This window comes from Bradyrhizobium genosp. A, from assembly GCF_049949275.1.
GTDB lineage: Bacteria > Pseudomonadota > Alphaproteobacteria > Rhizobiales > Xanthobacteraceae > Bradyrhizobium.
The window spans coordinates 5,733,137-5,750,279 of the sequence record NZ_CP188196.1; the positions used below are offsets into that span (position 1 = coordinate 5,733,137).

Annotated in this window: 14 protein-coding genes and 1 pseudogene; 5 read left to right on the forward strand and 10 right to left on the reverse strand. The window is 65.2% G+C overall.

The window, feature by feature from the left end; genetic code table 11:
- Positions 1-14 precede the first annotated feature (14 nt).
- From ACP2YP_RS26910 to ACP2YP_RS26940, 7 genes and pseudogenes are all read right to left on the reverse strand, one after another.
- Positions 15-1,618: pseudogene (locus ACP2YP_RS26910) on the reverse strand (hypothetical protein).
- Between the two features lie 10 nt (positions 1,619-1,628).
- Positions 1,629-2,411, reverse strand: coding sequence for a hypothetical protein (locus ACP2YP_RS26915; protein ID WP_426419281.1), 783 nt, complete (start codon positions 2,409-2,411; stop codon positions 1,629-1,631).
- 73 nt (positions 2,412-2,484) lie between these two features.
- On the reverse strand, positions 2,485-4,374 hold the full coding sequence (locus ACP2YP_RS26920) for a flagellar protein (RefSeq protein WP_426419282.1): 1,890 nt from the start codon (positions 4,372-4,374) through the stop codon (positions 2,485-2,487).
- Between the two features lie 20 nt (positions 4,375-4,394).
- A complete protein-coding gene (flgK, locus tag ACP2YP_RS26925; protein ID WP_426419283.1) occupies positions 4,395-6,275 on the reverse strand; it encodes a flagellar hook-associated protein FlgK in 1,881 nt (626 codons plus the stop codon).
- Between the two features lie 34 nt (positions 6,276-6,309).
- The gene (locus ACP2YP_RS26930; protein ID WP_426419284.1) at positions 6,310-8,577 is read right to left on the reverse strand and encodes a flagellar hook-basal body complex protein; all 2,268 of its coding nucleotides are present in this window, start codon (positions 8,575-8,577) and stop codon (positions 6,310-6,312) included.
- 190 nt (positions 8,578-8,767) lie between these two features.
- Positions 8,768-9,268, reverse strand: a complete 501-nt coding sequence (msrB, locus tag ACP2YP_RS26935) for a peptide-methionine (R)-S-oxide reductase MsrB (RefSeq protein ID WP_426419285.1) — start codon at positions 9,266-9,268, stop codon at positions 8,768-8,770.
- A gap of 87 nt (positions 9,269-9,355) precedes the next feature.
- Positions 9,356-10,816: an NAD(P)/FAD-dependent oxidoreductase gene (locus tag ACP2YP_RS26940; protein WP_426419286.1), complete on the reverse strand. Its 1,461-nt coding sequence runs from the start codon at positions 10,814-10,816 to the stop codon at positions 9,356-9,358.
- A 195-nt stretch (positions 10,817-11,011) separates the two neighbouring features.
- Between ACP2YP_RS26940 and ACP2YP_RS26945 the strand changes: the two genes are divergently transcribed.
- From ACP2YP_RS26945 to ACP2YP_RS26955, 3 genes are all read left to right on the forward strand, one after another.
- The gene (locus ACP2YP_RS26945; RefSeq protein WP_426419287.1) at positions 11,012-11,548 is read left to right on the forward strand and encodes a SixA phosphatase family protein; all 537 of its coding nucleotides are present in this window, start codon (positions 11,012-11,014) and stop codon (positions 11,546-11,548) included.
- A 56-nt stretch (positions 11,549-11,604) separates the two neighbouring features.
- Positions 11,605-12,030: a universal stress protein gene (locus ACP2YP_RS26950; RefSeq protein ID WP_128950824.1), complete on the forward strand. Its 426-nt coding sequence runs from the start codon at positions 11,605-11,607 to the stop codon at positions 12,028-12,030.
- 174 nt (positions 12,031-12,204) lie between these two features.
- On the forward strand, positions 12,205-12,666 hold the full coding sequence (locus tag ACP2YP_RS26955) for a hypothetical protein (RefSeq protein ID WP_426419288.1): 462 nt from the start codon (positions 12,205-12,207) through the stop codon (positions 12,664-12,666).
- Positions 12,667-13,564: 898 nt separating this feature from the next.
- On the opposite strand, the gene ACP2YP_RS26960 is transcribed toward ACP2YP_RS26955, so the two are convergent.
- Complete coding sequence (locus ACP2YP_RS26960) at positions 13,565-13,798, reverse strand: DUF1127 domain-containing protein (protein WP_426419289.1); 234 nt, start codon at positions 13,796-13,798, stop codon at positions 13,565-13,567.
- 185 nt (positions 13,799-13,983) lie between these two features.
- Here ACP2YP_RS26960 and ACP2YP_RS26965 point away from each other — a divergent pair, with 185 nt between their 5' ends.
- Positions 13,984-15,327 carry a PLP-dependent aminotransferase family protein gene (locus ACP2YP_RS26965; protein ID WP_426419290.1) on the forward strand — a complete coding sequence of 448 codons (1,344 nt, stop codon included), beginning with the start codon at positions 13,984-13,986 and terminating at the stop codon, positions 15,325-15,327.
- A gap of 67 nt (positions 15,328-15,394) precedes the next feature.
- On the opposite strand, the gene ACP2YP_RS26970 is transcribed toward ACP2YP_RS26965, so the two are convergent.
- Together ACP2YP_RS26970 and ACP2YP_RS26975 are read right to left on the reverse strand one after the other, a co-directional pair.
- Positions 15,395-15,994, reverse strand: a complete 600-nt coding sequence (locus tag ACP2YP_RS26970; RefSeq protein WP_426419291.1) for a YdcF family protein — start codon at positions 15,992-15,994, stop codon at positions 15,395-15,397.
- 65 nt (positions 15,995-16,059) lie between these two features.
- Positions 16,060-16,647 (reverse strand): hypothetical protein, encoded by a 588-nt coding sequence (locus ACP2YP_RS26975; protein WP_426419292.1) that lies wholly within the window; start codon positions 16,645-16,647, stop codon positions 16,060-16,062.
- A gap of 60 nt (positions 16,648-16,707) precedes the next feature.
- Here ACP2YP_RS26975 and ACP2YP_RS26980 point away from each other — a divergent pair, with 60 nt between their 5' ends.
- On the forward strand, positions 16,708-17,142 hold the full coding sequence (locus ACP2YP_RS26980) for a hypothetical protein (protein WP_426419293.1): 435 nt from the start codon (positions 16,708-16,710) through the stop codon (positions 17,140-17,142).
- Position 17,143 lies beyond the last annotated feature (1 nt).

The following is a 17,143-nucleotide window of genomic DNA, read 5'->3' on the forward strand; positions in this document are numbered from 1 at the left end:
CACACCTATAAGGGCTACGCCGGCACAGCGGCGGTATGGTCAAGCAGCAGCTCGGTCTTCACCAGGACGTGGGCGATGCGATCGAGGATGTGCTGCACATTGCGTTGCGCTTGCGCGCCGTCGGCCGTCCAGGCGTCGGTGACGAGCCGCGCGCCGATGCACAGGCGCAGCGCAGCCTGCGGCACGCCGTCCGGTTGCTCCAGCCGCACCGGCTGGCCGACGAGACAGCGTTGCGCAGCAACCTGTCGGTCCGCCGCGCTCCCGATGATGTCGTCGTTCATGTCGCGCGCCAGCGCGCGATGCAAGGCGCTGGTGTCGGCGATGGACACCGGCTTGCCGTTGCGCCGCAGCGTGAACGGAAAGATGGTGCGCTGGGCGAATTCCTCATCGTCCGCATCGGTCTTGCCGAAGGCTGCCGGGACGGCGCGCAACGACGGCGACAGCGCGATCATGCTGTCGATGCCGGCCGCGAGCTCGGCCAGCGCCTTGGCGCGGAACGCCCCGGGCACGGCGTAGTAGTTGCCGATCTCGGCCAGCGCCGCTTCCCAGCGCAGCCATTGGCCGAAATTCGGACGGCGTTCGAAGCGCGAGCGCAGCGCGGTCCACGTCATCGGCCAGTCGCAGCGGCCGACATAGTCGAAGAAGCCTGGCGCGATGCCTTCGATCCGGTCGAGCGCGCGCGACAGGCCCTTCGGCACCAGCAGCGCGCCGCTGAAGGCAGGCCCGCCAAAGAACTTCGAACCAGTGATCAACACCATGTAGCCGCGATCGAGATAGGACCGCAGCCGGCGGCGGCCGAGCTGCGCCTGACAGGCATCGACGACGACCTGAACCTTGCGGGGCCAGCGCCGCGCGATCTCATCGAGACAGGCGGCACTCGGCGCGCGCCAGCCGAGCTTTGACGAATCCATAATGTGCAACAAAACGCGCCGGCCTTGCGCGAGGCTGTTCTCGATTGCACGCATGACTTCGGCATCGGCATCTATGCGCATCGCGAGGCCGGACGTGACGTCGAGCAGCGGCACCGTGATGCTGTCACCGGCGAGGCCCGCAATTGCAGCGTCATGCGCACCGCAACGCCGCTCGCCGTCATCGTGCTGAAATGGTGCCCGCGTGCGGTATGCGCCGTGCCGCTGCCGGTCTGATCGGCCCCGACCACGATCGTCACCGGCGGAGAGCCGGGCACCGCGTGCGCCAGGAACAGGGCATGCAGCTGGGAATCGGTACCCGATGGCGAGAACACGACGTCGACGCGCGGCGGGAGCTGGAAGTGCCCGCGCAATTCGTCGCGCAGGTCCTCGCAGCGCCGGTCGAAGGCGATCTCGACTTCGTCGAAAAACGATTTGTGGACCAGCTCCTCGCGTGCCAGCGCAGCGCGGTCATAGGCGGCCTGCGAGATTGTCGATGCGGTCGATGACGCGAAATTCCAGGTCTCGGGTTCGGGCGACGGCGCGCAGCCATAGGCATTGACGCCCTCTTTCGGATCGAGCGCCAGCCGCTGGTCTCCGCCGGAGACGAGCAGCGTATCCAGCGGCGTGAAGAGATCGCGCAGGCGATAGCGCGAGCCGCCCTCGGATGCTCGCTCGATGTCTGACGGGCGGGACGCGCCGATGCTCATCCCGACAGGCTCACGCCGCGTCAGCCGCCGCCACGGGGGCCGGCGTGAATTGCGAGGCGATGTCGCCGTGGAACACCGAGGGACCGACATGGTCGAGCGAGCTCTGGATGTCGGCCCAGATCTCGCCGCCGATATCGGTCCAGCGCTTGCAAAAGGCGAAGTCCTCCGAGAGGTAGGTCCCGGTCGCCGGATCGATCATGCATTCGAACAGCGCGAACCGGTTCTGGCTCGCGACCAGCGCGTCGTGCGAATGCTCACGGAAGAATTGCAGATTGGCGTAGTCCGGATGGCGGCACATCGCCTCCAGCGCCTGGCGCCGGATCATCAGAAAGCCGGTGCCAGCATAGCGCACGCGGGTGAAACCGTTGACCACCACGATGCGGTCGGGATCCTCGATCTCGAGCACGTAGTCGAGCGAGGCCGCGGTCACATCGGTCCGGCCGGCCTGGATTGCCCGCCTCGCCTTGTCCCAATTGACCCGCTTGATCGGATAGCAGCCGGCGACGACGTCGGCGCCGGATTCGATCAGCCGGAACACCTGCTCGGGCTTGAAGCCGATATCGGCGTCGATGAACAGGAAATGCGTCGCGTCGGGATCGTCCAGGAACATCGCGACCAGATTGGCCCGTGCACGCGTAATCAGCGCGTCGCCGTCGCGCAACAGCACCTTGAGCCCGAGATTGGACATGCCGTGCACGGCGCGCTGGAGCGCGAAGATCGAGCTCGCGTAAATGCTCGACACCTGCCCGCCGAAGCACGGCGTGGCCACCACCAATTGCATCTTGTCCGACATCGACGGCTCCGCGCCCCGCTCAAATCCTCACCAAGAGGTAAACAGGCATGGTTAACGGCGTCTTAATGCACCCTTACAGGTATTTGACTAACGAGAGCTGCGCGAGCTTGGCGGTAGTCTGGTAGGACGCCTGCAGTGCGTTCTGGAGCGAAAGAATCTCACTCGCGACCTGGTCGGGCGAGGCCGACTCGGCCTGGTCGACGATGCTCTGGAGCTGCGCCTTGGCCTGGGTCTGGCGCGTGGTCGCGTCCTTCATCGTGTTCTGGGCCATCGCGATGTCGGTCTGGATGTCCTCGATCTTCTGTTGCCCGGGCTGCGGTGTCAGTGCCTGCGTGGTGCGCAGGCTCAGCGCCGCGACCTGCGCGCCCGAATACTGCCCGGTCGGCGAGGTCGAGAACGTGCCGTACACGGCGATCGCCTGCAGCTGGCTGCGAATCGCGTTCTCGTCGGCCTGGGCGCCATATTGCACCGTGACGGAATCGTCGACCCGCGCCACCGCGGTCGAGCGCGCCGAGCCCGGGCCGTCATTGCCAGTATACCATTTCACGGTCGTGGCCGAGCCGTTCACCAGCGTCGTCGCCGAACTTGCCGGCGACGAGCCGACGCGCAGCGGCGGCTGCGTGGCGCTGATCGGCGTTGAGCTGAAGCCAAGCGCACCGAGCGCGGCGGTCGCGCCCGGGGTCGAGCCCGAGATGCTCAGGCTCGCGGCGTCGCCGGTGTTGATCGTGATCGAGCCGCCATGGATCGTCGACGGCTTCGAGGTGCCCGTGATCGAGTCGATCTTGCTCATCAGGGTCTGGATGCTGTCGGTGACGTTGAGCTGGTTGCCGGTCGCGCCCGAGGCGACGAAGCTCAGCGTGGTGCCGTTGACGGTGATGCTGTCGCCTGCGGAAAAGCCCGGCGCAATCGAGTCCGAAGGCGCCGTGCCTGATAGCGCGGTGGCGCCGCTGAGTGGTGCCGCCGGGGTCGCCTGGTTGGTCTTGGCAGCGCCGATCGCCGAGCTGTCCGTGTTGAAGAAATTGTCGCCGGCGGCCACGGCCGATGCCGCCACCAGCGAGGTGTTGGCGAGCTTCGTGATCGCGGTGTTCAGCGCAGTGTTGAGATTGATCGCCGTGTTGGCTGGGTTGACGGGGGTGCTTGCATCGATCGCAAAGCTGCCGACCGGCGTCGGCGTCGCGGTCGAGGCGGTCAGGTCGATCTGCTCGGTCGAACCATCAGGCAGCGTGAACTTGACGCTGAGCTTGTCGCCGTTGCTCGGGTTGACGCCGTTGAGATTGACCGAGAACGACACCGGCGAGCCGCTCGGGCCGGTCACCGTTGCGCCGGTCAACGTCGAGGAGACCGCCGCAATCTTCAACCCGAATGGAGAGGTCGCAGAATCTTCCGTCACGCTGATCACGCCCGCTGTCTGCGACTGCACCAGCCGCCCCATGCCGTTGGCGCCGAGGTCCGCTGCCTGGCGCTCCGCCATGACGGTCTTCAGGCCCGCCTGCGTGGTGGTGCCGTTGATGATGTCGCCGGCATTGGCGACAGATTGCGTATTGTAGGCCGTGCCGGAGAACAGATAGCGGTTGCCGGACTGCGTGTTGAGCACGCCGACCATCGAGCCGAACTGCGCGGCGGCGGTGTTCTGCGCGACCGTCTGGCCGTTGACGTTGAGATCCTGCGAGGAGGTCGCCGAGCCCGTTTGCACCGTGCTGCGGATCGTCGTCAGCGACTGCAGCGCAGTGTTGGCGAGGTTGATGTTGACGTTGACGTTGGTGATCGTGTCGGTATAGGCGGCGATGTTCGAAAGCTGCGCGCGCGAGGCGATCGCGAAGCCTTCGTTGGTCCCCATGCCGGAATAGTTCTGCGACAGCTTGCCGGTCGAGAGCTGCGTCGACAGGTCGGTGAGCTGCTGATTGATGTTGCGGATCTGCGCGCCGAGGACCGACGAACCGTAGTTGATGCTGCTGATCGACATGTTTCAGAGCCCTGTACTGGTTACACTTGAGCCTGGAGCAACGTGTTCATCATGCTCTGCACCACCGACATGACGTGCGCGTTGGCGGCATAGGCGTTCTGGAGCTGGATCAAATTCGACATCTCCGAGTCCAGATTGACGCTGGAGGTCGAGTTGAACTTGGCCTGGAGCGTCGAGACCACGACGCTCTGGCCCTGCTGGAGCGCGGTCGCCTGGGTCGAGGCGTTGGCCTGCACGCTCAGGAATTGCTGGAGGTAGTTCGAGACGCTGCCGCTGAACGGCTGGCTCGCCGAGCCGAGACCGGTCTGCGGCGAATAGGAAAACACCGTATGGGTGAGCTGCGAATAGAGATAGTCCGAGCGCGTGGTGTCGCCCGTGGGCGTCACCGGCGAGGTGCTGTAGATCGACAGCTTGGTCGGGTCCGTGGACAGCGCCGTATTCACGGCGATGCGGCCGGCAAGGCCGGTCATTTGCGAGCCCGACGCCGTGATCGCGCCGGTGTACAGCGCACTACCGCCGTCGGTGAACAGCGGCAGTTGCGGACCGCCCGAGGTCAGCGACGAGACCGTCTTGGTGCTCGACGCCGAAGTGATCTTGGCGAGGCCGGTGTTGTCATCCGTGACCCGCAGTGTCGTCGCGGTCGCCGGCGACGGAGCCGCGGAGAACGTCAAATGCGAGCCTGATAGCGCGGTGTTGAGCGCCGACGCGATCGCGCCCATGCCGCCGGAAAAATTGACGCCGATCTGCACCGGATTGGCGTTGGTGGCGTTCTGCAGCGGCAGCGCCGCCGGATCGGTCACGTTTACCAGCGTGATCTGGCGCTGCGTGTTGGTGGAGTCGGTGTAGGTCAGGTTGACGGTGTTGCCCGGCTGCGCGCCGGCGAGATCGATGTCGAAGCCGGCGGGCGGACCGGAGACGGTGGTGCCCGCCGTGGTCTTGTCCGACAGCGCGCTCGACATCGTCGCGGCGAGCTGGTCGACCTGGTTCTGCGCCTGCACCAGCGTCTGGTCGCGCAGCTTCAAATCGGCAGCGATCTGGCCGGAGGACACCACGTTGTTGCCGGCGACGTCGATCGACGAGCCGTTCGGCAGCTTGATGGTGAGCGCGCCGACCCCGGACTTGGCCGGATCGAGGTTGTAGAGCGAGGTCGCGCCCAACGTGCCAGCAGACGTGAAGGAAAATTGCGAGGCGAGCCCCGCGCCGACCAGCTGGATGCCGGTGGTCGTGTAGATGTTGGTCTGGTTCGATCCGTCGGTGGTGACGCGGACGTCGACATATTTCGACAGGCTGTTGATGGCCTGGTCGCGCTGGTCCATCAGGGTCGCAGCGGACGGATCGGTCGGCGCCAAACCCTGGAGCTTCGTGTTGATGTCGGCGATCTGGCTCATCGCAGCATTGGCGGCTTGCGATGAGGTGCTGAGATCCTGTTCGACATTGGAGCGCAGCGACTGGATGCCTTTGGTGGTGACGTTGAGTTGCGTCGCCAGTGCCTGCGCGGCACTGACCGCGACCGTCTGCGCCGACGACGAGCCCGCACTGGTCGACAGCGCCTGGAGCGAGCTGGTAAAATTGTTCAGTGCGGTTTCGAGCGTGCCGCTGTTGCCGGGCGTGCCATAGACATTCTGAAGTTGCTTCAGAATGTTGGCCGTCTGGTCGGCATAGCCGCTGCCGCCGGTCTCGGTGCGCAGCTGGTTCAGCACATAGCTGTCGATGTCGCGGCTGACGCCGGTCGTCTTCGCCGTCGAGCCGAAATCACCGGTGGTGACTTCGATCTGGTTCGGCGTCTGGGCGACGTAACCCGGCGTCTGCGAATTTGCGACGTTCGACGAGACGATCGACAGCGCAGCCTGGTTGGCACGCAGGCCGCTCATCGCACTGGCAAGGGCTGAACTCAAACCCATCTTACTTGCCGCCTTTGGTTACGTTACGCGCCAATCAGCGCAACACGTTCAGGAGATCCTGGACCATCGAGTTCGCCGTCGTGATCACCTTGGTGTTGGCCGAATAGGCCTGCTGGGTCACGATCAGTTTGGTGAATTCGTCGGCGATGTCGGTGTTGGATCCCTCCAGCGACGAGCCGCTGATGGTGCCCGAGGCACCAGCAATCGCCGGACCCGACTGGTCGGTCACGGCGTAGGCGCCGCCATCGAGGGCCTTCAAATAGTTGGTGCCGTTGAAGTGCGACAGCGTCACCTGGGCGAGGTCGAGGTTCTGGCCGTTGGAGAAGGTGCCGACCACGAGGCCGTTGTTGCTGACGGCGACCGAACGGAGCTGACCGGCGGCGTAGCCGTTCTGCGTGATGGTGTTGATGGTGACCGCGCCGCTGGTGCTGGCATATTGCGTCAAGCCGCCTGAGGAGATGTTGAGGGCGACTGTGCCGAGCTGCTGGCCGCTGACCTTAACGTTGCTGAGGGTAATGCCCGAGCCGCTCGGCGAGGTGAGGGAGCCGTCAGCGGCAAAGGTGAAGGACTGGCCCGCATTCACCCAACCGACCGCCGTGCCCGCCGCATTCGGGTCGGTCTGGTAGAACAAATTCCAGGTGTCGGTATGCCCTCCGCCAGGCAGCGAGGCGCTGTCGGTCTTGGCCCAGCGCAATTGCAGGTTCACCGGGGTACCCGCCGCGTTGTAGGCTGTCACCGCACCGCCACTGATCGATTCCTTGGTGAAGGTCGCAATGTCGTTGCCCTGCACGCCGCCCGTACCGGAAGTGCCGCCGCCGCCGCGGTTCTTCTGGACCGTCGAGGTGAAGCCGAGCGCGGCGAAGGCGCCGCTGTTGTTGCTGGTCACCGTCAGCGTGGGATTGGTGACGCCGGTTTGCAGCGTGATCACGCCGTTGGAGATCGAGGAGTTCGTAGAAGTTGACGCACCACTCAGAGCGTCAATCTTGTTGAGCAGTGTTGAGATGGAATCGCCGACGTTGATCTGGTTTGGGCCGGACGCGCCCGTCGCCATGAAGGTCAGCGTCTGACCGTCCACTGTGATGGTATCGTTGGCGACGAAACCCGTTGAGAGGACTTCCGAGCCGCCGGGCGTCGCAGCGCCGCCCAACAACGTTGCGCCGGTGATCGCGGGCGTGGACAGCACGTTGCCGCCGCGCGTCACGCTGCTGATGCCGAGCAAACCGGCCGCAGCGCCGGTGACCGTGATATCTTGCGTGGTGTTGGTTGTGATCTGGATGTTGCCGGTGGACGTCATCGACGCGGCGGCGGGCGTGCCGCCGGCCCCGGCCACGATCGCGTTCAGGATGTCCGACATCTTTGAGCCGGTGGGCGAGAGCAGACCGATCGTGGTCGTGGTGCCGACTGTCGAGGTGCCGGAAACGGTAGCATCGAACTTGATCGTCTGGCTTCCGACCACCATCTGCGTGCCGGCCAGGCTGGTCAGCAGCGTGCTGTTCAGATGCGGCGTGTTGGCCGAATCGAGCGAGGTGCCGCTGGTGACCGCGGCCGAAGAACTGTCCAGCAGCGCTGCCGAGCCCGTTGCGGTCGTCGCTGTATAGGCCGAGCGGAGATTGCCGGTAGCCGCCGAACCCGAGACTCCCACGCTGACAAAGGGCGGTGGCGGGGTGCCCACGACCAGCGGGTTGGCTGCGAAATCGGACGGATTGAGTCCGCCGGCCGCGAGCAACGTGCCGCTCTGCGCCGTTGAGCTCGCTACCGTGTTCGGCTGGCTCGGCAGGTTCGCTGCATACTGGATCGAGGTCGTCGCCTGCGCCGGGACGAAATTGTTCTGGAACTGCAGCACCGTTGGCACGCTGCCGGTCGGATTGCCGGTCTTCGGGTCGACTGTGACGCCCATCAAATAGTAGCCGGCGCCATTGACCAGGTTGCCGTTGGCGTTGACCTGGAAGTCGCCACGCCGCGTATAGTCGGTAACGCCGTCAAACACCGGCACGTTGTCGACGACGCCGCTCGCCTTCTGCACCGAGAAAAAGCCGTCGCCGGTGATCGCCATGTTGGTGGCGACGCTGGAGGACGAGATCGTGCCCTGGGTGGTGATGGTCGCCTGTGCGTGCGCGGTGACGCCGCCGGCGACCTGCTTGTTGGGCACGGAGGCGTCGGGAATGAGATCTTCGAACGAGGTCCCGATGCCCTTGTAGGCGGTGGTGGATGAGTTCGCGATGTTGCCGGAAATGTTCTGAAGCGCGTAGGACTGCGCTTGCAGGCCACCCACCGAGGTGTTCATTGCATCGAAGATACCCATAACTTTGTCTCCAAATCCGATCTCGGCGGCCGGTCGACCATGGCCGCAGTCGGGGAGACAGTCGCAAGGCCTATGCCAATGCGGGTATCGTCACAAAATCAATGGCTTAAATAGACATGCCCCGGTCGGAGGACCGGGGCACAATTGCCGGGCCGGCAACAATTGCCGGGGGAACGCGTCACATAAAGCCTTACGTCGCCGACGGCGCCGCGGGGTGGAACACCAGCCCGAAACCGTCGATGCAGTAGCGCAATCCGGTCGGCTTCGGACCGTCGTCGAAGACGTGGCCGAGATGGCCGCCACAGCGCCGGCAGTGCACCTCGGTGCGCAACATGCCGAAGGTGCGGTCCTCGGTCTTGCCGACATTGCCCTCGATCGGCTGGTAGAAGCTCGGCCAACCCGTGCCGCTCTCGAACTTGGTCTCGGAGGCAAACAGCGGCAGGTCGCAGCCGGCGCAGGCGAAGGTGCCCTTGCGGTGCTCTTTCAGCAGTGGGCTGGAGCCCGGCCGTTCGGTGCCCTCCTTGCGGAGGATCTCATATTGCTGCGGGGTGAGCTGGGCCCGCCACTCGGCGTCGGTCTTCTCGATCTCGAACTTCTCGGCAGCCTGGGCCGGCGTTGCTCTCAGCCAGCGGAAGGCGGAAAGGCCAAACAGGCCGGCGACGGTCGTCAACAGGATGCGGCGGTCAAACATCTCATTCTCCGTGCGCAGGAAGTCCACGCCCTGAGATACGGGCTCTAACGGCTGACGTTACACTTCCGGGCGGGATTTTTCTCGGGCTTATTGCGAGACGCCCTGCTCGTAGGACGCCGGTTCCGTCTCCTGCGTCGCAGCCGGCTGCGGCGCCGGAGCCACCCGCGGCCGAACCCCGGCCGGCGGACGGCGCGGACCGGTGCCGGCGGCCCGGTTGGCCTCGGCCAGCCGCGCCTCGCGTTCCCTGTCCTTGACCCGTGCCCGCTCGCGATAGCGGGCGAGCGAGCCGGCGGCGGCGGAACTCGCCCTGCCCCAGATGCCGACCAACTGGCCCGCGACCCGTCCGGTGGTGCCGCCGGCCCAGACCAGCTCGAACGGCGAGAACAGCTTCCAGCGCTCGTCGCCCCACAGGATGCTGCGCGCGATCAGCTGCCCGGCCATGGCGGAGGTGTTCATGCCCTGGCGGCCGAACCCGCTCGCCACCCACAGGCCTTTGCGCAGCTGGCCGATCTGCGGCATGCCGTGCACGGTCTGGCCGGTGGCGCCGCCGAATGTCTCAGTGATCTCGACAGTGCCGAGCTCTGGGAAGATCGACCGGATCCGCCGCCTGACGGGCCCGGCAAAGCGCTGCGGCCGCGCCGCCCAGGTCGTCTCCGGGCTCTCCCACATCAGGCGATCGCCATCGACGATGCGGAAATGATCGACGCCATCGGAATCCATCACCGATCCCTTGAAGCCGATGATCTCGTGCACCCGCTCGCCGAGCGGCGCGGTGATGCCGGCGTAACGCCAGACCGGCAGCAGCGTCTCCGACAACCGCCGCAACGGCGCGCCGAGATGGATGTTGCCGGCGAGCACGATATGCGTGGCGCGCAGCCGCGCCGACGGCGTGACGATGCGCTTGCGGATGCCGGAATGGTCGATACTGACGACCGGCGTATCCTCGAAGATGCGGGCACCGGCCCGCCGCGCCAGCGCAGCGAGGCCATGCACATATTTGCGGCCATCGACCTGGAACGCCTTGGGATAATAGACGCCGTGGAAGTAACGATCGGTCTTGAGCGCCGCGCGAACGCGATCGACCTGCCAGCCCTCGGCCTCGGTGTCGAAATCCTCGTTCAGCATCTGGAGCCGGCTGATCAGCCGGTCGCCGGCATCGACGTTGGAGGCCTCCAGCACGCCGTCGGTGAGGCCAATGCCTGGCATGTTCTCTTCGGTGGCATTGGCACGGACGAACTCGGCGCCCTCCTTCGACAGCGTCCACAACTCACTGGCGTCTTCGAAGCCGATGCGCTCGATCAGCTCGGTGAGCGGCAGCGCGAAGCCCGGCATCACGGTGCCGAGCTGGTTGCCGGAGGCGTTCCAGCCGATATGGCGGCCCTCGAGCACCGCGACGCTGGCGCCTAGCCGGGCCGCCTCCAGCGCAATGGAGAGACCGGCAAGCCCTGCCCCGATCACGCAGATATCGGCGTCGAGATCGAACGACAGCCGGGCACGTTCACGAAAGCCGGCTTCTTCCTGGGACACGCTTGTGAAAGTCTCGCTCATATCGTTTTCTTAGAGCATGATCCGGAAAAGTGTGCAGCGGTTTTCCGATAAGTTCATGCTCAAAACAGAATTTTAAAGCGCGATGAGGATTTGCCTTGGTCTCAGCGCGCTTTAAAGGACTGTACGGGCGCTTGTCACCTTGTCCTCAACCGGCACCTGTAGATTATTCTGGACGTGGAACGATTCGAGAATGCCATGCGCCGTTTGATGCTGCTGCGTCACGCCAAGACCGAGACCGACGCGCCGAGCGGCCGCGACCAGGACCGTCGGCTCGACGACCGCGGCCAGCGGGACGCCGCCGAGATGGGCAACTGGATCGCCACCCATCCCCCCGTCCCCGAGACGGTGCTGGTGTCGCACGCCGTCCGCGCCCGGCAAACCTGGGACGTCGCCTGGCAGGCGATGAAGGACCGCGTTGCAGCGCCTGAGGTCGAGATCCTGCCGGAACTCTACGGCGCCGATCCTGCGCAGATCCTCGAAACCATTCGCACTGCAACCGTCGCGGCCAATCCCAAGCGATTGCTGCTGGTCGGGCACAATCCGGGCATGCACGAGGCCGGCCTGATGCTGATGGGCAGCGGCGATCGGGCCAGCGCCAAGGCGCTCGCCGACAATCTTCCTACCGCGGGGCTTGCGGTCCTCGATTTTGACGTCAAGGATTGGGGTGACGTGGCCTACCGCCGCGGCAAACTGGTGCTGTTCGTCAGCCCCAAGTTGCTTCGACTGGGATGAGACGCGGAGGTGCCGTCTCGACCGGTTGATGCAGCTTGGTCACTAGGGAGGCGCAGATGTTCAAGTCCATTCTCGTGCCCATCGACCTCGCCGACACCGATCTGGCAAAGCCTGCGATCGCGACCGCGACAACGCTGTCGCAGAACTGGAGCGGATCGGTCCGGCTGCTCAACGTGCTGCCGATGACGCCGGTGATGCTCGCCGAATACGTCCCGGCCGACTTCGACGAGCAGCAGCGCCAGACCTCGGAAGAGGCACTCGCCATCGTCGCGCGCGAATCCGGCATCGACGCCGCCCATATCTCCAGCGTGGTGCGCCAGGGCGGCATCTATCACGAGATCCTGGAGGAAGCCGCGCACATGAAGGCCGATCTGATCGTGATGACCTCGCACCGGCCTGCGATGCGCACCTATTTCCTCGGCTCGAACGCCGGGCATGTGGTGCGTTATGCGAAGTGCTCGGTGCTGGTGGTCAGGCACTGACGGTCGCTCCGTCATTGCGAGGAGCGAAGCGACGAAGCAATCCAGACTGCCGCCTCGGAAAGATTCTGGATTGCTTCGCTTCGCTCGCAACGACGATGGAGAGACAGCCGTGGCCTTTCGCTCGGGCAGCCTGCTACGAGATTGGCGATCAGACACTCAGCTCGGAGCCATGTCGTGAAGCAATGGTGGCGGAGATGGACCTACGAGGTCCCGCTCGCAATCGGCGATGCGTTATGGGAGGTGCTGGTCGTGCAGCTGGCCGCGCTGCTGGACAGGCTGACGCTGCGGAAGGTCATCGCCTTCATCCCCGTCGTCATCCTCATAGGCGCCTACTATCACAGCATCCCGATCCCGCCGGAGCTGATGCTGATCGGCGATTTCCTCGCCTATATCGACATCTTCTCGGTGCTGTTCCTGCTCGGCGTGCTCAGTCGCATCAGCACGATCCTGTTCGTCGTCAAACAGGCGGCGGCGCGGATCGCGTCGCTCGCCGGCCACGTCGTCACGCACCTGCAGCGCCTCGATGTCCGGCATCGGCGCCAGCGCGGCGCTCCGGCGAGGCCTCGCCGCAAGCCTGACCGCTCCGAGGACGATCGCTCTTATGGCGGCGTGTGGGGCCAGGTCGCGCTGGCTTGATCCCGCGGTAGGTCTGAGCTCTCGCCACGCCGTCATTGCGAGCGCAGCGAAGCAATCCAGAATCTTTCCGCGGCGGCAGTCTGGATTGCTTCGCTACGCTCGCAATGACGATGTAGAGACGCTGTGCGCTCATCACTCCCCGGCTACAACACCTTGCGTTGCCTGGCGGGCAAAACACACCATCCATTGGTCGATACCGGCCACTAAAAATATTCCACTTTACCGAAATTCGGAAATGGCGTATGTGTCGCTCACTCCGGCCCAAGGAAGAGGGGCGTATCGCGATCGTCACGAACGTGGGCTGGATGGCGGTGGACGTGGGCCACATCGGCGCGAAAGGCTTCGCAGGGCGGGCAACCGTGAGCGCAGACCTCGCGCACACGACCGGTGTGATCAGCGTACGGCAAAATCGTGTGGTCCTGGCGCCCGGGGTCTGTGCGCCAAGTGTTGCGGCGATGCGTGTGGCCCGACCGGGCGCGCGTATCAGTCATCCGCAAGGCGACGGGGGCAATAGTGCATCGCTCCCCGGGGAGATCACGACATAAGCCTTCAAACCACTGCGCAGGGAAGGCCGGATGTCTCGGCTTCACCTGTATGCCGCTGTGCAGCCTCTTGTAGCGCAACCATCGCACAGTGGACCGCGGGTGCCAGCCGGCACCCGGTCTTCCCTGCGCCCTCTTTCAATTGAGGGTGAGGCAACGAAGCAAGACTCGGGCGAGACAAGCCGCGAGAGGGCGAAAGTGTGTCTGCTTGCTCCGTCATTGCGAGCGCAGCGAAGCAATCCAGAATCTTTCCGCAGCGACAACCTAGATTGCTTCGCTGCGCTCGCAATGACGACGAGGAAGCACTTGTGCGTACCGGGACGCCCGGCCTAGCGGGACGTCCCGATAGAGAAAGCTCACAGATACCGCGTCAGCTCGGCTTTGAATTGCCCGTACACCGCGTCCTCGATCTGGCTGCGGTGGATCCCGATGTCGCGCAGCGCGCGGTCGTCGAGCTCGTTCAGCGTCTTGACGGCGGAGCGGCGCTCCAGGCGGTCGAGCAGCGCATAGGCGGCGGTGACGAGCGTGGCAAAAAATCCGCTCGAGGATGGGCGTAAACTCCGCCCGGCAGTTTGCGAGATTGTGGTCATGTTTCTTCTCCGGCTTTTGGTCCTGCGCGGCGAAGCGGATGCCGTTGGCGCAAATGCCTGAGCATCTGCACCTCATTTGCCGTCGGATTGCTCTCGCTCTCCCCGGCTCAATCGTGGACCTTGATGGAACTTAAATGCTCCAGTACACTGCTCGGAGCAAGTAAAACATTGCTCTCGGTGCAATAATGTCCAAGTTCGAATACGTGAAGCTTGCCGATGCCATTGCCGTGGATATCTCTAACGGCACGTTAAGGCCCGGCGACCGGCTGCCGCCGCAGCGCAATTTTGCCTATGACCGTGGCATTGCGGTCTCGACGGCGAGCCGTGTCTATACGGAGCTATTGCGTCGCGGCCTCGTGGTCGGCGAGGTCGGCCGCGGCACCTTCATCTCCGGCGACATCAGGCGCGAGGTCGAGACCCTCACCGAACCGCGCGATGCGCGCATCGATTTCGAGGTCAATTATCCCCTGCTGCCGCAGCAATGGGCGATGATCGCCAAGAGCCTTGCCGGCCTCGAGCGCGTCGATGCGCTCGAATCCGCGCTGCGCGTCTCAACCAGCACCGGCACCAAGAGCGCGCGCACCGCCGCCGCCGCCTATCTCGCGCGCAAGGATTTTGCGCCGCAGGCCGAGCAGATCGTGTTCACCGCCAACGGCAAGCAATCGCTCGCGGCCGCGCTCGCGGCGCTCGTTCCGACCGGCGGCCGCTGCGGCGTCGAGGCGCTCACCTACCCCTACGTCAAGAGCATCGCTGCGCGGCTCGGCATCACGCTGGTGCCGATCCCGATGGACGAATTTGGCGCGCGACCCGACGCAATCCAGAAGGCGCATCGCGAGGCGCATCTGTCGGCGCTGTATCTCCAGCCCATCATCCAGAATCCGCTCGGTGTCACCATGAACGCGACACGGCGCGCCGACATCATGCGCATTGCCGAGAAGCTCGATCTCACCATCATCGAGGACGCCGTCTACGGCTTCCTCGCCGATGACACGCCGCTCGCAGCCCTCGGGCCCGACCGCTGCATCGTCATCGACAGCCTCTCCAAGAAGGTCGCGCCGGGTCTTGCCCTCGGCATCCTCGTCACGCCGGCGCGCTTGCGCGAGAGCGTGATGAGCGCGGTGCGTACCGGCGGCTGGACCGCCTCCGGCCACGCGCTCGCGTCCGGCCAGCGGTTGATGGCCGACGGCACCGTCGCCGAGCTGACCCGGCTCAAGCGCATCGACGCCGCACGCCGCCAGCAGACCGCGGCACGACTGCTCGCCGGCTACCAGCTCGCCGCCGATCCGCGTTCCTATCATCTCTGGTTGACGCTGCCGCCGCACTGGCGCTCGCAGACATTCGTCGCCGCGGCGGCCCGGCGCGGCATCGCGCTGACGCCGTCCTCGACCTTCGCGGTCGCGCATGGCCATGCCCCGAACGCGGTGCGGCTGGCGCTCGCCCCGCCCTCGTTCGAGCAGCTCGATTCCGGCCTGCGCACGATCGTCTCGCTGCTCGGCACCAAGGAGGAAGATTTCGACTCGACGGAGTAACCAAAGCGTTTTCGAGCGAAGTGGATCCCGGTTCGCGTGAAGAAAACGCGTCAAAACAAGAAATCCCTCAGGCGTCCGGCCATTCAGCGATGAATCCTCTCGCCTTGTACGGCTCGATCTTGTCCCATTCGTGCAGGACACGACGGCGAAATTCGGCGTCGGTATGCCAGAGCGTGCGCGGCGTCGCAAAACTGTCGACGGTGAGCAGCAGCTTCGTCACCTCGGGCCAGTGCCGGTGCAGCGTCATCGGATAGCGCCGCGCGGTCCAGGTGTTGCCGAGGCAGATCACGCTGCGGATAGTGTGCAGTCCCAGCGCGGCATCGATGATCGGCAGCGAGAAGATCACGTTCTCGCCGGTGTTCATCGCGCGATGCTCCTCGAGGATCCGATCCGCTGGAATGCCCGCATCGACCATCGCCGCCTTGATGATCGTGCACTCGGATTGCTCCGAGCCGGGTGTCACGCCACCGCTGACAATCGACCAGCGGAAATAGCCCTCGCGCCACAGCCGCGTGGCGGTCTCGGCGCGGAGCGCAACGTCCTCGCGGGTGCCGAACAGAAACAGCAAGTCGGCCGGCCGGAGCGGCGTATCGATGAGATGAGTGCGATTGATCTCGGCGATCTCGTCCGCCGTCGGCAGGCGCGTGCTGCGATCCGTGACTGTCATCGCGGCACGATGCAGAACCGGCGCGCGGCTGCGAAGTCAATTTTGATTGCGGCCGATTGCAAGCGCTAGGGCAGCAAGCCGGCCGGCAGCCGATCGAAGCTGTAGCTGCGCGGCTGGTTGCGCCGGACAAAGCCGCCGACCTGCCAGGCGAACAGCGCGGCGAAGCCGAGAATGAACAGGACGCCGGCGAATTCGCCGATCATCAGCGCACGGATCAACAACCCGGCCATCGCCACGGCCAGCAGCGCCATGAATGCCAGCACCGCCGCATAGGTTTTGCGGCCGAGGCCGGCAGTCAGCTCGGCCCGGCTGCCGGCCTTCGCCATCCGCGCGTGCAGCTCGACGAGAAAATCGCGAAACCCGCTGTCCTGCGGCGCCATCAGCGCCGCGGTCTGCCAGCTCGTCGACAGGATCGCGATGCGACCGCCACTGGCGCGGCTGACATCGGCGCGAAAGCGGTGCTGCTGCATCGAGACCGGGCGGAACGACAGCCTGACAGCACTGATCTCATTATAGCGCCAGACGCCCGAGCGGCCGGCGATGCGCCAGGACAATCCCTCATCGGTCAGCTCGAAGCGATGCGCCGAGCCGATCAGCGACGCCTTGTAGGCATAGCTCGTGACCGGGGCGCCTCGCCCATCCGAAACCTGCATCTGTCAATCCCGTTCGCGATCCGCTTGCGCGATCGCCCTCCCCCATCCTACAAGCGGGGCATGGCTGAGACGATCTATTTTCCGCGCCGCCTGATTCTTGGGGCCGCCGTGGTCTCGGGCGTGCTGCTCGCGCTCGCCGTACATATGTTAGGTGCGCGCTACGGGCTCGACCTCGGCGGCCTCTGGCGCTCGGACGTGCATGAGTTCATGCCGACCGGTGCTGCGATCGCCTGGTGGCTGATTGCGACCGTCGGATTCTCCGGCGGCTATTTCACGGCGACGTTGATGCAAAGCGCGGTCGACGGCCAGATCCCGCACCGGATGCGGCAGTTCCTGATCGCAGTCGGCGTGCTCCTGCTCGCGGGCGCAGGCCAGGCCGCCTCGGCGCCGAGCGCTGTCCCGACATCCGCAGGCGTGCTGGCCGCCCTCGCGGCTCTCTGCCTTGGCGCCGTGATGGCTTTCTGCGGCGCGCATTTCGCGCTGCGCCGCGGCTAAC

What these genes read in the sequence shown, in the direction of transcription:
- ACP2YP_RS26915 (WP_426419281.1), bottom strand. Translation starts at nt 2,411, where the DNA reads ATGTCGGACAAGATGCAATTGGTGGTGGCCACGCCGTGCTTCGGCGGG.
- ACP2YP_RS26920 (WP_426419282.1), bottom strand. Translation starts at nt 4,374, where the DNA reads ATGTCGATCAGCAGCATCAACTACGGTTCGTCGGTCCTCGGCGCGCAG.
- flgK (WP_426419283.1), bottom strand. Translation starts at nt 6,275, where the DNA reads ATGGGTTTGAGTTCAGCCCTTGCCAGTGCGATGAGCGGCCTGCGTGCC.
- ACP2YP_RS26930 (WP_426419284.1), bottom strand. Translation starts at nt 8,577, where the DNA reads ATGGGTATCTTCGATGCAATGAACACCTCGGTGGGTGGCCTGCAAGCG.
- msrB (WP_426419285.1), bottom strand. Translation starts at nt 9,268, where the DNA reads ATGTTTGACCGCCGCATCCTGTTGACGACCGTCGCCGGCCTGTTTGGC.
- ACP2YP_RS26940 (WP_426419286.1), bottom strand. Translation starts at nt 10,816, where the DNA reads ATGAGCGAGACTTTCACAAGCGTGTCCCAGGAAGAAGCCGGCTTTCGT.
- ACP2YP_RS26945 (WP_426419287.1), top strand. Translation starts at nt 11,012, where the DNA reads ATGCGCCGTTTGATGCTGCTGCGTCACGCCAAGACCGAGACCGACGCG.
- ACP2YP_RS26950 (WP_128950824.1), top strand. Translation starts at nt 11,605, where the DNA reads ATGTTCAAGTCCATTCTCGTGCCCATCGACCTCGCCGACACCGATCTG.
- ACP2YP_RS26960 (WP_426419289.1), bottom strand. Translation starts at nt 13,798, where the DNA reads ATGACCACAATCTCGCAAACTGCCGGGCGGAGTTTACGCCCATCCTCG.
- ACP2YP_RS26965 (WP_426419290.1), top strand. Translation starts at nt 13,984, where the DNA reads ATGTCCAAGTTCGAATACGTGAAGCTTGCCGATGCCATTGCCGTGGAT.
- ACP2YP_RS26970 (WP_426419291.1), bottom strand. Translation starts at nt 15,994, where the DNA reads ATGACAGTCACGGATCGCAGCACGCGCCTGCCGACGGCGGACGAGATC.
- ACP2YP_RS26975 (WP_426419292.1), bottom strand. Translation starts at nt 16,647, where the DNA reads ATGCAGGTTTCGGATGGGCGAGGCGCCCCGGTCACGAGCTATGCCTAC.
- ACP2YP_RS26980 (WP_426419293.1), top strand. Translation starts at nt 16,708, where the DNA reads ATGGCTGAGACGATCTATTTTCCGCGCCGCCTGATTCTTGGGGCCGCC.